Annotated in this window: 11 protein-coding genes; 10 read left to right on the top strand and 1 reads right to left on the bottom strand. The window is 36.2% G+C overall.

The features are described from left to right. Nucleotides 1-835: 835 nt before the first annotated feature. Entirely contained in the window at nt 836-1846 is a 1011-nt protein-coding gene (locus tag ACHRV5_RS20810; RefSeq protein ID WP_395428024.1) for an LLM class flavin-dependent oxidoreductase, read from the bottom strand. A gap of 185 nt (nt 1847-2031) precedes the next feature. Here ACHRV5_RS20810 and ACHRV5_RS20805 point away from each other — a divergent pair, with 185 nt between their 5' ends. The 10 genes from ACHRV5_RS20805 (at nt 2032) to ACHRV5_RS20760 (ending at nt 14258) form a co-directional block, all read left to right on the top strand. After that, entirely contained in the window at nt 2032-2547 is a 516-nt protein-coding gene (locus ACHRV5_RS20805) for a DUF2975 domain-containing protein (RefSeq protein ID WP_395428023.1), read from the top strand. Nucleotides 2548-2549: 2 nt separating this feature from the next. Beyond that, nucleotides 2550-2756, top strand: coding sequence for a helix-turn-helix transcriptional regulator (locus tag ACHRV5_RS20800; protein ID WP_047777845.1), 207 nt, complete (start codon nt 2550-2552; stop codon nt 2754-2756). A 110-nt stretch (nt 2757-2866) separates the two neighbouring features. Further along, nucleotides 2867-3751, top strand: coding sequence for an ABC transporter ATP-binding protein (locus tag ACHRV5_RS20795; protein ID WP_395428022.1), 885 nt, complete (start codon nt 2867-2869; stop codon nt 3749-3751). 4 nt (nt 3752-3755) lie between these two features. Beyond that, nucleotides 3756-7295 carry an ABC transporter permease/M1 family aminopeptidase gene (locus ACHRV5_RS20790; RefSeq protein WP_395428021.1) on the top strand — a complete coding sequence of 1180 codons (3540 nt, stop codon included), beginning with the start codon at nt 3756-3758 and terminating at the stop codon, nt 7293-7295. A gap of 130 nt (nt 7296-7425) precedes the next feature. Continuing rightward, the gene (locus tag ACHRV5_RS20785; protein ID WP_395428020.1) at nt 7426-8766 is read left to right on the top strand and encodes a sigma-54-dependent transcriptional regulator; all 1341 of its coding nucleotides are present in this window, start codon (nt 7426-7428) and stop codon (nt 8764-8766) included. 160 nt (nt 8767-8926) lie between these two features. Then, nucleotides 8927-9208 (top strand): hypothetical protein, encoded by a 282-nt coding sequence (locus tag ACHRV5_RS20780; protein ID WP_230004777.1) that lies wholly within the window; start codon nt 8927-8929, stop codon nt 9206-9208. 203 nt (nt 9209-9411) lie between these two features. Beyond that, on the top strand, nt 9412-9489 hold the full coding sequence (kdpF, locus tag ACHRV5_RS20775) for a K(+)-transporting ATPase subunit F (RefSeq protein WP_082210653.1): 78 nt from the start codon (nt 9412-9414) through the stop codon (nt 9487-9489). Nucleotides 9490-9585: 96 nt separating this feature from the next. After that, nucleotides 9586-11307: a potassium-transporting ATPase subunit KdpA gene (gene kdpA / locus ACHRV5_RS20770; protein WP_395428019.1), complete on the top strand. Its 1722-nt coding sequence runs from the start codon at nt 9586-9588 to the stop codon at nt 11305-11307. Nucleotides 11308-11522: 215 nt separating this feature from the next. Next, complete coding sequence (gene kdpB / locus ACHRV5_RS20765) at nt 11523-13580, top strand: potassium-transporting ATPase subunit KdpB (RefSeq protein WP_395428018.1); 2058 nt, start codon at nt 11523-11525, stop codon at nt 13578-13580. Nucleotides 13581-13706: 126 nt separating this feature from the next. After that, complete coding sequence (locus ACHRV5_RS20760; protein WP_395428017.1) at nt 13707-14258, top strand: K(+)-transporting ATPase subunit C; 552 nt, start codon at nt 13707-13709, stop codon at nt 14256-14258. Nucleotides 14259-14303 lie beyond the last annotated feature (45 nt).

The raw sequence follows: 14303 nt of genomic DNA, 5'->3' as shown, positions 1-14303 counted from the left end.
GCGGGGTGCAAAGGTAAGCAGCGTTTTCAAATCTCACAAGCTTTTTTGAATCTTTTTTTTATTTTGTTTTCTCAAACTTTTCTAAAAAATTAATCCTCTTTTCTTGTCAGTCTATCAGGGAACGTCTGCGTCGTTGCGGGTGCAAAAGTAGTCCCTTTATTCGCTTCTACAAGCTTTTTGAAGAGGTTATTTTGCCTTTTTTCGAATCTTTTTCTTAACTTACTGGTAATGGTGTTTTTACAAAACTTAGACTTTTGTTGTTTTTAGGAATTTTCTTTCATGTTGTGGTTTTACACTGTTGCTGTTCTTTTGGAAGGGCTGATTTTACTGGGGTTTTGTTCTTTTGAAGGTTTAGATCCTCGGAGTTATTCTTGCTTCTCGGGCTCTCTCTTTATCCTGAATAGTCTCGCAAAGACGCAAAGGCGCCAAGTTTCTTCTTTTTTTGATGTTGGGGCTTGTGGACTTAGAATAATAAACCCGACAGGTTTTCAAAACCTGTCGGGTTGAGGACGTATAATTAAGGATATGATTGCTCCTAGTATATTATAGTATCTGATTTAGGGAATCTATAACTTCTTTTGTACGCTGGGTGCTTTTAATTTTGGAATCTTTAAACAACAAACCCGACAGGTTTTGAAAACCTGTCGGGTTGAGGACGTATAATTAAGGATGTAATTACACCTATATATTATAGTATCTGATTTAGGGAACCTATAACTTCTTTTGTACGCTGGGTGCTTCTTAATTTTGGAATCTTTAAACAACAAACCCGACAGGTTTTAAAAACCTGTCGGGTTGAGGACGTATAATTAAGGATCTAATTACACCTATTATATTATAGTATCTGATTTAGGGAATCTATAACCTCTTTTGTAAGCTGGATGCTTTTTAATTTAGCTTGGTGATTATATATAGGACTCGTCACCATAAGTTCATCAACTCTTGAATAGTCTATGAACTTTTTTAAATCAACCGCTAGTTGTTTTGGGCTTCCGGCAAATGTACAGGCGGTCATCTGATTGACATGGAAACGTTCTTCTTCACTCATGATATCGTCTAAAGACGGAACCGGTGGCTGTAACCCTTTACGGTCGTTGCGAATCAGATTCAAAAACATTTGATACAAACTGGTTGACAGTAATTCAGCTTCTTCATCTGTATCGGCTGCAATGATATTTACGCAGGCCATTGTTTTAGGCTTATCCAAAACAGCAGAGGCTTGGAAATTCTCCCGATAGAATTCGAAAGCTTGTATCATTTGACGTGGTGCAAAATGTCCTGCAAACGCATATGGCAATCCATAGGCAGCGGCAAGGGCGGCACTTTCCATGCTTGAACCTAAAATCCAGATGGGCACATTTGTACCTTCGGCTGGAAATGCTCTCACTTTTGCAGTGCTATTTTCTTTAGAAAAATAATCCTGAAGCTTGCTTACGTTCTGCGGAAATCGTTGCGCTTGTTCAAAAAAATCTTTTCGAATCGCTTCGGCAGTTGGCTGATCTGTTCCTGGCGCTCTTCCCAAACCTAAATCAATTCTGTCCGGATAAAGAGTTTCTAAGGTTCCGAACTGTTCGGCTACTATTAAAGGAGAATGATTCGGCAACATGATTCCGCCCGAACCGACACGGATATTCTTTGTCTGACTCGCTATATACCCTATTAAAACAACAGTTGCCGAACTGGCTACGTGAGCCATATTGTGGTGTTCAGCGAGCCAAAATCGTTTATATCCTAAACTATCAGCCAGTTGTGCGATGTCTTTTGTTTTTTGAAATGTTTCCGGAGCGTTACTATCCTGAGTAATTATAGCGAGTTCTAATATGGAGACTGAAATTGGGTTTTTCATTTAATAAATTGCTTTTTTACAAAATTACTTCATTTCTGCGAAGCCGTTTATTTTCTAATGTTAATAGAATTATAATCTTTTCACAAACAAACACAAAGCAACAACTAAATGATTTTTTAATAATTAATTATTGTTTTACGATAATTAATTATACATTTGCAATAACAAATCAAACTTCAAGTCTAATGAAAACCACACACCTAGTTTCAAAAATACTCTTTTATATTACCCGCTTTTTAGCTGTTCTTTATTTCGCATTAGCGGCTTATTCTGCGTTGGCGTTAACAACCGGATGGTTTCTAAACTTCAGAGAAGGTGGTAAATATTTTCAAATTTGTTATCCTTTTACGAATCATCCGCTTATGCTGGGTGACTATAATACACCCTATATCATTTTTGAGTTTTTATCGCCATTGAGTCTTTATGGACTTTTCTTTTTATTAATCAGTAATGTCTTTAAGGTGTTTTTTCAACCCAAATTATTCACTCAAAATGGCATTACACATTTAAGGCAGTTTTACTTGGCAAATCTTTTCATTCCCGGTATTGTTATACTTCTGTCTTCTATTTTTGTATCATTGGATAATGAAGTTGCAATTTTTATCGTATTGCACTTTATGCTAGGCATTTTCGCCTATTTTTTAGCTGCCATTTTCAAACAGGGATTAAACCTTCAAAACGAACAAGACTTATTTATATAATCATGCCAATAATTGTAAACGTTGATGTTATGCTTGCCAAACGCAAGATGCAAAGTAAAGAGTTGGCTGAAAAATTAGGAATCACTCCAGCCAATTTATCCATTCTTAAAACCGGAAAGGCTAAAGGAATCAGATTTGACACTTTAGAATCCATTTGTAAAATATTAGAATGCCAACCTGGTGACATTTTAGAGTACATAAGCGAATAACATTTTTTAATCTCCATTTAAAAAATCGACTCCCCGAAGTCGACAGGAATACTATTGCCTATTTCTTTCGAAATAAATTATTACAATCAATCATCTAAATCAATCAAAAAATGAACAGTTTATCAATCAAAAACCTCAACAAAACGTATGAGAACGGCACAGCAGCTCTAACGAATGTAACGCTGGAAATTAAAAACGGAATGTTTGGTTTATTAGGACCAAACGGAGCCGGAAAATCAACCTTAATGCGAACTATTGCTACTTTGCAAGAACCAAGCTCCGGTACGGTACTTTTTAATGGTATCGATATTCTTGAGGATCCCTTGTTTATAAGAGAAAATTTAGGGTATCTGCCACAAGAATTTGGTGTTTATCCTAAAATCTCAGCCTATAGATTGCTGGATCATCTGGCTATTTTAAAAGGAATTGTTTCTAAAAAAGAACGACACGAACAGATTTTATATCTATTACAGCAAACCAATTTGTTGCAATACAAGGATCAAGCTGTTCACTCCTTCTCTGGTGGAATGCGCCAAAGGTTTGGCATAACTCAGGCTTTACTTGGAGATCCGAAAATTATTATTGTTGATGAACCAACTGCCGGTCTGGATCCTGAGGAACGAAATCGGTTCAACAACTTGCTAAGCGAAATTGGCGAAAATATCATTGTGATTTTATCTACTCATATTGTGGAAGACGTTCGCGATTTATGCACCAGAATGGCTATTATCTCGAATGGAACTTTAATTCTGGAAGGAAATCCTGAAAAAGAAATTGATTCCTTGAAAGGCAAAATCTGGATGAAAGCCATATCTAAAACTGAATTACAGGAATACAAAGATAATTTCAATATCATTTCTTCGAATTTGAATTCCGGAAAACTTCATATTCATGTTTTTTCAGAGCAACAGCCAAATAGCGGTTTCAATTTAATATCCCCTGATTTGAGTGCTGTTTACTTTACTCTTTTATCTCAAAATCAACTTAAAAAATAACGTTATGCTATCCCAATTAATCCCCTTCGAATGGCATACTTATACCCGAAGCCGAAGCTTTTATGCCACCTTTTTAATTTATTTGGTTTTAGGCTTTTTTACCGGTGCTTTTGCCAATTTCTCGTTCTCAGGTGCCTATAAAAACAGCCCTTTTGTTCTCACGTACGCCATTGGTTTATTTTCTCTAAGCGTTATATTTTCGATTACACTACAAGTTGCACAACACTTTCTTAAAGAATATGAAACCAAATTCGATACGATCCTTTTTACAACTCCTGTATCCAAATTTGATTATCTGGGAAGTAAATTTATTGTTGCTTTTGGAGTTGCCACTGTTTCGTTTGGAACTTTTATCATCGGGATGTTAATCGGTCATCAAATGCCGTGGTTATCAAAAGAGCAAATTGGGCCTTTTTCAATTTTAAATTATAGTTGGCCGTATTTGGTTTTAGTACTTCCTAACATTCTTTTGTGCCTTTCACTCCTAACTTCTTTGGCTTGGTTAACCCGCAACAAACTACTGGTTTATGTTGGTGGCTTTATGGTGTACATTCTATATATCGCAGGATCTTTGTTTTCTAACTCCCCTATTTTTGCCAATGCTTCTCCTTCATCAGCAGCCGCAATGTCGTTTGCCGCAAAAATAGATCCTTTTGGTTTGGCTGCTTTTTTAGAACAAACGCGTTATTGGACAGCCATTCAAAAAAACAACAACCTGATCGATTTGTCGGGGAATCTGTTCTACAATCGAATCCTTTGGACTAGTTTCTCCATTCTATTGTCGTTTATTGCTTATCGCTTCTTTTCCTTTCGAAAAGCAAAAACTAAAAAAGTAAAACCGAATAGAATATTAAAAAACGAAACCCTTACTTTTTCATCTGAAACTCCAAAAAACATGGAGTATCGCACTTTAAAACATAATTTACTGGTTCTTAAAAGTTATATCAAAATGGATGTTTCTTTGATTTTAAAAGGAATTCCATTTCTGTTAGTTTTACTTTTATTTTCGGGATTGCTTTTAATTGAACTGTCAGACGAAATTGACGGCGGTATTCGCTTGGCGCAAAACATAACCAATACCGCTCTCATGGTCAGTACCATCATGGATCGTCTGCCTTTCATTTTAATTCTGATTCTGCTTTTTTACAGTAACGAATTAGTAACCCGCGGCGAAACGGTACGCTTCGAAATACTTGAAAACACCACACCTTACCAGCAAACTATAGCTTTACTCTCTAAAATAATTTCACTTTTCACAATTCCGTTTATTCTTATCACCTGGAGTATTTTTATAGGTTGTGGCTTTCAAATCATTCATGCCAATGCGCCAATAGAATTTAGTCTTTATGCCTCTTTGTATTATTTTCTTGGCTTTCCTGTTTTATTGATTTCGGTCTTAGTTCTTTTTATTCAGACTGTTATTTCAAATAAATATTTAGGACTTTCGATTGCGATAATTGTAACGCTATTAATTAGTTCGGGAATTGGTGAGCAATTAGGAATTTCACATCCTTTATTTAGATTTGGAGATGCTTTTAAAAGAGAGTACTTTGACCTGAACGGTTTCGGAAGATACACCATTCCGTTTCATGTTTCGATGGTTTACAATCTTGGACTAGCCCTCATTATGATTGTGGTAACTGGCATTTTATGGAAAAGAAATTCTACCCTCCTAAAATCATTTCAAAGACATTCCTTTACTCGTATTCAAAAAGGTATCCTTTCTTTAGGAATTTTACTTTTTACAGGCTTTGGAACTTATCTTTTTTATAAAACCAATATCGAATATCCTTATCTTACAGCGGACGATCAAAACAATTGGAGCGAACGATATGAATTAAACTTAAAAAAGTTCTCGCATCAGCCACAACCGACCATTTTTTCCGTAAAAAGCGATGTAGCCTTATTTCCGGAAGAGAACAGATACGAGATAAACGGTACGTATCAGTTAATCAATAATACAAAACAACCGATTGACAGTTTGCTGCTTTATTTAGATCGGAATTCAAAATTGAAATCTGTTACAATTCCAAATGCTAAACCAATTGGAGAGACCTCTGAATTCAATCATTATTGGTATCTTTTAAAGAAACCACTACAATCGGGGCAGAAAATGACAATTTCTTTTTCATTTGAATCTTCATGGTCTCCGTTTAAAGGTCATAATTCTTTCAATTCGATAATCGAAAATGGCTCTTTTATGAGGATCAGTCGTTATTATCCTGTTTTTGGATATCAGGATTCTAATGAAATCAGCAGCAAAAAGGAACGTGCAAAAAGACACTTAAAGCCTCAGACTCCACTTAAAAAATTAGAAGACAAATCGAAAATCGATTCTGATTTTATTGATTATGAAACAACTGTTTCTACTTCAAAAGACCAAACAGCCATTGGTGTTGGTGATTTGATTGCAAAGTGGAAAAAAGACGATCGCAATTATTTCCATTATAAATCAAATGGAAAAATTCCGTTTCGATTTGCTTTTTCGTCAGCAGAGTATCAAATTCAAAAAGTAAATTATAAAGGAATTTTGATTGAAGTTTATTACGACAAAAGGCATTCCCGAAATATAGTCAAACTCATTAAAGATGTAAAAAACACGTTGGATTACTGCCAGAAAAACTTTGGAAAATATCCTTATAAAACGATCCGATATGCCGAAGTCTCTGCTTTTGCCAATGGTTTTGCTGCAACCTCCTATCCTTCAACGGTATTTATGAAAGAGAATTTTGGTTTTTACAGTGATCTTTCGCAGCATGACAAGGAAGACGTTATCAATCAATTGACGGCTCATGAATTGTCGCATGAATGGTGGGGAAATGCCCAGATTAATCCTGAGCAAAAAGAAGGCAGTTGGATTTTGACCGAAACCTTGGCGCAATACACCGAATTAATGCTTTATGAAAAAGAACATGGTTTAGAAAAAGCTTTAGAAACACTAAAAATTCATTTGGATTTGTATTTGAGCAGTCGAAGTTATGAACCTGAAACGCCACTTTACAAAACCAATTACGAAACGCCCCATTTGCCTTACGACAAAGGAATGTTGGTTATGCATCAGTTGAGATTGTTAATTGGTGAGAAAAAAGTAAATCTGGCATTGAAGAATTTCTTACATCACTACCGCTACCCCAATCAGATTCCGGATTCTGAAAATCTATTGGATGAAATTTATGCTGTAACTGATCCAAAACTTCATCCGAAATTAGACGAAATGTTCAAACAAATCATCACTTATTCTTCGAATATTACAAGTGTTGAAAGCCAGAAAAAGGATGGATTTTATGAAGTTGCTTTCCGTGCAAATTCAAAGAAATATACTGAAAATGCAACCGGAAAACAAACCTTACTTTCTAATGATGCTCTGATGGACGTTGGCATTTATGATGAAAATGGAAAATTATTCTGTTATCCTTTTTTGATACAAAACAATGTGATCAAAGGTAAAATCAAACTTAAAAGCAAACCGCAACTTCTTGTTATTGATCCTTATCTGAAAAACATCGACACTTTTATAAAGGACAATCAAAAGGAAATCAATTAAGCCAAAAGCACTCTGAGTCTATTTTCAGCGTGCTTTTTTTGCGAAATTGTAGGAGGAATCCAAAAGTCAAATGATTTAAAACCTAAATTTGTATTTCGAAATTATCGATTCGATTTAGCACTACTCTCAAATGACACATAAAATTTTAATCATAGACGACGAAGAAAAACTTAGAAGTCTGCTTGCCCGTATTGTAAAATCAGAAGGATTTGAAGTTCTCGAAGCTAAAGATTTGAAATCGGGATTTAAAAAACTGGAACAAACCGATATTGATGTCGTTTTATGTGATGTAAAATTACCCGATGGCAATGGGGTTGACTTTCTTCAAAACATAAAAGGAAGCTTCCCGCTTACGGAAGTTATTTTGTTGACGGCATTCGGAAACATTGCGGACGGTGTTCAGGCCATGAAAAATGGTGCTTTTGATTACATCGTTAAAGGTGACGACAACGACAAAATTATTCCGCTTCTCTATAAAGCGGTCGAAAAAGTGCATTTACAGAAAAAGGTGCAACAACTTGAGAAACGTATTGGCGATAAATATTCTTTTGCTACTATTATAGGAAAATCAAAAGGCATCGAACAGGTTATTGATCTGGCTAAAAAAGTTGCCAAAACAGATTCGACAGTTTTGCTTACCGGTGAAACGGGAACCGGAAAAGAGGTTTTTGCTCAGGCGATTCACGAAAATAGTACTCGTGCCGGGAAATCTTTTGTGGCGCTAAATTGCAGTACTTTTAGTAAGGAAATTTTAGAAAGTGAACTTTTTGGTCATAAACAGGGCGCTTTTACCGGAGCTTTAAAAGATAAAAAAGGTTTTATTGAAGAAGCCAATGGCGGTACTTTGTTTTTGGATGAGATTGGTGAAATGCCCATTGAATTGCAGGCTAAGTTATTGCGCGTTTTAGAAACCAGCGAATACATTCCGGTTGGTGATACGACTTCAAAAAAATCAAATTTCAGGTTAATTGCAGCGACAAACCGCGATTTGAAAACCGAAAGCGACGCACATCGTTTTCGTTCTGATTTGTATTTCAGATTGAATATCTTCGAAATTAAGCTTCCTCCTTTACGAGAAAGAGTCAAAGATATTGCAGCACTTACGCTTTCATTTGTCAAACAATTTTCTGAAAAGACAAACAAGAAAACTTTAGCAATTTCAGATGATTTTCTTCAGAAATTAGAAAGTTATTCCTGGCCCGGAAACATTCGGGAGCTCAAAAATATTATTGAACGTTCTGTTATTTTAAGCGATATCCTTTTAACTGCTGATGTCCTGCCTTATGAAATGCAGCATCAACCTGAAAAAGCTTCTAAAACCATGTCGGCTTTCTCCATGCAGAGTATCGAAAAACTACACATCCAGAAAGTTTTAAATTATACCAAAGGCAACAAAGCAGAAACTGCTCGTTTACTCGAAATCGGAATCGCTACTTTGTACCGAAAATTAGAAGAATACGGGATTCAATAACCCTATCATTTCAATAAAAGCTTATCATTTTGATAGGCTTTTTTTATGCCTGATTTCTGGCACAGAACCTCAACACTTTTATTGACAAGCTTTTAGCACCTCTGTTACTTTTTCGGAACAGCTTTTGGCATAAGAGGAGAGAACATTAAAATTCTTTCTAATGAAAAATCAAGTCAATTCTATTTACAAACAAGCTGAGCGTTTTGCTGAGATTACCAAAAAAGCTATTATCTCCGGTAATATTGTCCGTGCAAAAAAATGCTTAGCCCTTGCCGAGCGCCTGTTTGTTACCGGAAGTATCGAAACTAAAAACGCCATTTCAAATGTGTATGTTTTCTCTGTTTCTTCTTTTATGGAAGTGCGTCACTGCAATATTTCACATCTTTTTCCTCAAACCCTTAAAGCAGAATATGTCAAACAAATTAATACCTCGGGAGTGTAAAAAGCTGTTTGTGGAGTCTGTGAAATGCGAAATGTAAAACGATTCCCCAAATTCATTTTACAAATCACATTTCACATTTCGCAAATCACAAATCACAATTAAATCAATATGATATGTTACTAACTATTCTTTTACTCGCATTGGCCGTTTTGCTCTTTGCCATTTGCTTTAAATCAGTCGAATTCTTCGAAAAAATCTAGATCATGATCGCACTATTTATTGTCTCCATCGTCGTTTTCGCCTATTTGGTTTACGTCTTAATCAAACCCGAAAAATTTTAATAAAGTAAAATGTGAAATAAGGGTTGTGAAATGTGATCTGCAGACAAAAAACAGTTCTCTTTTTACAGACAACCTTCCACATAAAAAATAAAAATTATGAATACAGAATTAGTTGGCATCATCAGTATTTTTATCGTTACGATAGTTTTAGCAATTCCGATCGGAAGATATATTGCTAAAGTATATTCAAACGATAAAACATTCCTTGATCCTATTTTCAATCCAATTGAAAAATTTATTTTTAAAATTAGTGGCATCAATTCCACTGAAGAAATGAACTGGAAACAACATCTCAAAGCACTTTTGAGTGTAAATATGGTTTGGTTCTTTCTTTGCTTTTTTATCTTATTGTTTCAGGGCTCTTTGTTTTTAAATCCCGACAACAATCCGTCGATGTCACCCGATTTAGCTTTTAATACCGCTATTTCATTTGTTGTCAATTGCAATTTACAGCATTATTCAGGCGAAACCGGGGTTTCTTATTTGTCTCAAATGTTCCTAATGTTTTTGCAATTTGTTTCTGCCGGTGTCGGAATGGCTGCCGCAGCAATGATTTTTAATGCAATGAGAGAAAGAGCTACCGATAAACTGGGGAATTTCTATAACTATTTCATCAAAAGCTGTACACGTGTTTTATTACCCCTTTCGGCTATCGTTGCTGTAGCGTTATTGTTTAACGGTACACCAATGACTTTTGAAGGAAAAGATACGATTACTACTTTACAAGGTGATCAGGTTGAAGTTTCCCGTGGACCGGCTGCTGCTTTTATTGCCATTAAACATATTGGTACAAACGGTGGAGGTTTCTTTGGAACCAACTCGGCACACCCGTTAGAGAATCCTTCTTATTTTTCAAATGCTGTAGAATTATGGGCGCAATTAATTATTCCGTTTTCTATGATTTTTGCTTTGGGTTTTTATCTAAAGAAAAGAAAATTTGCCTTGGTTGTTTTTGGTGTAATGACTGTTGGTTTTTTACTACTGGTAATTCCAACTGTTATAAGTGAAATCAATGGAAATCCGGCCATCGAAAAAATGGGGATTGCTCAGACAACCGGAGCAATGGAGGGTAAAGAAGTTCGGTTCGGCCCTGCCATTTCAGGATTTTGGAGTATTGCAACTACTGTAATTTCCACCGGTTCTGTAAACAGTATGCACGATAGTTCAATGCCGGTTTCCGGTGCGATGGAATTGCTTGCTATGATGGTAAATGCCTTTTATGGTGGTTGTGGTGTGGGGATCTTAAACTTTTATATTTTCATTATACTGGCAGTATTTATTTCCGGATTAATGGTTGGGCGAACACCCGAATTTTTAGGAAAGAAAATTGAGGCTCGTGAAGTTAAAATCGCTGCTTTTATTGCTATTCTTCATCCTTTATTGATTTTATCAGGAACTGCTTTAGCTTCTTATTTTGCTGCAAATGATACGGCAATGGGATTCTGGTTTGACGGAAATGCTACAGGTTGGTTGAACAACCCGGGACATCATGGATTTTCAGAAATGTTATATGAATATACTTCCAGTGCAGCCAATAACGGTTCGGGTTTTGAAGGACTGGGTGATAACAATCCGTTTTGGAATATTACAACGGGAATTGTTTTGTTGTTAAGTCGTTTCATTCCAATTGTAGGACCGCTGGCAATAGCAGGATTATTAGCCAATAAGAAATACATCCCGGAAAGTGCCGGAACATTAAAAACAGATACTACCATTTTTGGCGTAATGGTGTTTGCTGTAATTGCGATTATTGCCGCTTTATCTTTCTTTCCAGCGTTGGCACTTGGTCCTTTAGCGGAATATTTCACCTTAAAATAACAACTCGTTTTTCAATGCTGAACCCTGTATTTTAACACATAGAAACATAGATTAATACCATAAAACAGAGTATTAAAGAAAATTCTTTTTTTCACATAGCTATATGCTGTTATATAAATTGAAACATCTTAATCTTAATCTTAATCTCAAAATAAAGAATCTATGTGTCTATGTGTTAAAAAAAAATGTTTAGCCAAACAAAATAATATACTAAAATGACAACTAATAAATCCAATTCATTGTTTGAAAGTAAGCAGGTAAAAGATGCTTTAATACAGTCTTTTGTGAAGCTTAACCCGAAAACAATGTTCAAAAATCCGGTAATGTTTACCGTAGAAATAGGGACTGCGATCATGTTTGTTGTTTGTGCAGCCATCTTATTTGGCGCTCAGGATCAAGGCAGTTTTATCTATAATTTTATAGTGTTTTTGATTTTAATCGCTACGCTTTTGTTTGCCAATTTTGCGGAAGCTATTGCCGAAGCCAGAGGAAAAGCACAAGCTGATAGTTTAAGAAAAACACGTGAAGAAACACCTGCAAGACAACTTTTGCCAAATGGTGAAATCAAAAACATCAGTTCTTCTGAATTAAAAAAAGGCGATGTTTTCATTTGTGAGTCAGGTGATTTAATTGCTACTGATGGTGAAATCATCGAAGGTCTGGCTACAATCGACGAAAGTGCCATCACGGGAGAAAGTGCCCCTGTAATTCGCGAAGCGGGTGGTGACAAATCATCTGTAACCGGAGGGACAAAAGTATTATCCGATAAGATAAAAGTAATCGTAACATCAGAACCGGGAGAGAGTTTCCTTGATAAAATGATTGCTTTGGTCGAAGGAGCAAGCCGTCAGAAAACACCAAACGAAATTGCCTTAACCATTTTATTGGCTGCTTTTACTTTAATCTTTGTGATTGTTTGCGTTACGCTAAAACCATTTGCTGATTATGCCAATGCACCCATAACAATTGCCGCTTTTATTGCCTTGTTTGTGTGTCTGATTCCAACAACCATCGGTGGATTACTTTCGGCAATTGGAATTGCAGGAATGGACAGAGCTTTGCGTGCCAACGTCATTACAAAATCAGGAAAAGCGGTTGAAACTGCCGGAGATATCGATGTTTTACTTTTGGATAAAACCGGAACGATTACGATTGGAAACCGAAAAGCAACTAATTTTTATCCTGCAAAAGGCATTATTGCAGAAGACTTTATTAAGTCGGCTGTATTAAGTTCACTTGCAGATGATACTCCGGAAGGAAAAAGTATTATTGAACTTAGCAAAACGTTGGATGTAAATGGCAAAATACAATCGGAGATTTCTTTGCTTACAGATAACATTTCACAAACAATCAAATTTACCGCAGAAACCAGAACGTCAGGAGTGATCTTAAAAGACGGTACTAATATTAGAAAAGGTGCTCAGGATGCTGCTAAAAATATTACGCTTCAAGCAGGTCATAATTTCCCGGAAGATATTGACCAAAGAGTAATTGCTATTTCTTCTAAAGGAGGAACTCCATTGGTGGTGATCAAGAACAGTCAGGTTCAAGGGGTTATCGAATTACAAGATATCATTAAAACAGGAATGAAAGAACGTTTCGAACGTTTACGCAAAATGGGGGTAAAAACGGTAATGGTTACGGGAGATAATCCTCTAACAGCCAAATTTATTGCTGAAGCTGCCGGTGTAGATGATTTTATTGCTGAGGCGAAACCGGAGGATAAAATGAACTACATTAAAAACGAACAAAATCAAGGGAAACTTGTTGCCATGATGGGTGATGGTACCAATGATGCACCGGCACTTGCTCAGGCTAATGTTGGTGTGGCAATGAACAGTGGAACACAAGCCGCCAAAGAAGCAGGAAACATGGTCGATCTGGACAATGATCCAACCAAATTAATTGAGATCATCGAAATCGGAAAACAGTTATTAATGACCCGAGGAACGCTTACCACCTTCTCTATCGCAAATGACGTTGCTAAATATTTCGCTATTGTCCCTGCCCTTTTTATTACTGCGATTCCTGCTCTTGAAGGTTTGAATATTATGCGACTGCACAGTCCAGAAAGCGCCATTTTATCGGCGGTGATTTTTAATGCGGTTATTATTCCAATATTAATTCCGCTTGCTTTAAGGGGTGTTGACTACAAACCAATTGGTGCAAGTGCAATCCTAAAAAGAAACTTGTTGATTTATGGTTTAGGTGGTCTGATTGTCCCTTTTATCGGAATTAAATTAATTGATTTATTGGTAGCACTGTTTATGTAACTGAAAAAGATTCTGAGACTCTGAGTTGCTAAGTCACTGAGAACCCAAATCTGCATGTCCCCCGAAAAATTTCAGCTGTTTAGACACTTAGTCTCTTAGAATCTTAAAAAATAAAAAAAACTCAAAATGAAAAATATATTCTCAATACTAAAATTCACTCTTTTAATAGTGATTTTATTCGCCGTTGTCTATCCTCTAGCAGTTTACGGAATTGCCCAATTTGCCCCAAATCAAGGAAAAGGAGAAACTATTTCGGTTAACGGAAAAGTGGTTGGTTACCAAAAAATAGGTCAGAAATTCGATAAGTCCAATTATTTCTGGGGAAGGCCTTCGGCTGTAGATTATAATGCTGCAGGAAGTGGCGGAAGCAACAAAGCAGCTGATAACAAAGAGTACTTGGCTTTGGTTCAAAAAAGAATTGATACTTTCTTGATTGTACACCCGTACTTAAGAAAATCTGAAATTCCCGCTGATATGGTTACAGCATCCGGAAGCGGACTGGATCCGAATATTTCTCCACAAGGCGCTTTAATTCAGGTAAAACGTATCGCCAAAGAAAGAAAATTGCCTGAAGAAAAAGTAAAGGCCTTGGTTGAATCTAAAATTAATACGGCTGTTGTCGGACCTTCAACAGTTAATGTTCTGGAATTGAATGTCGCTTTAGATGCTTTAAAATAAAAAAACAAATCTAAACCTGACAGGTTTTGGAAACCTGTCAGGTTT

The sequence above is a fragment of the Flavobacterium sp. FlaQc-52 genome, assembly GCF_044007495.1.
Classification (GTDB): domain Bacteria; phylum Bacteroidota; class Bacteroidia; order Flavobacteriales; family Flavobacteriaceae; genus Flavobacterium; species Flavobacterium cupriresistens.
Note: the sequence above shows the minus strand (reverse complement) of the source record. Positions and strands in the feature narration are given on the sequence as shown.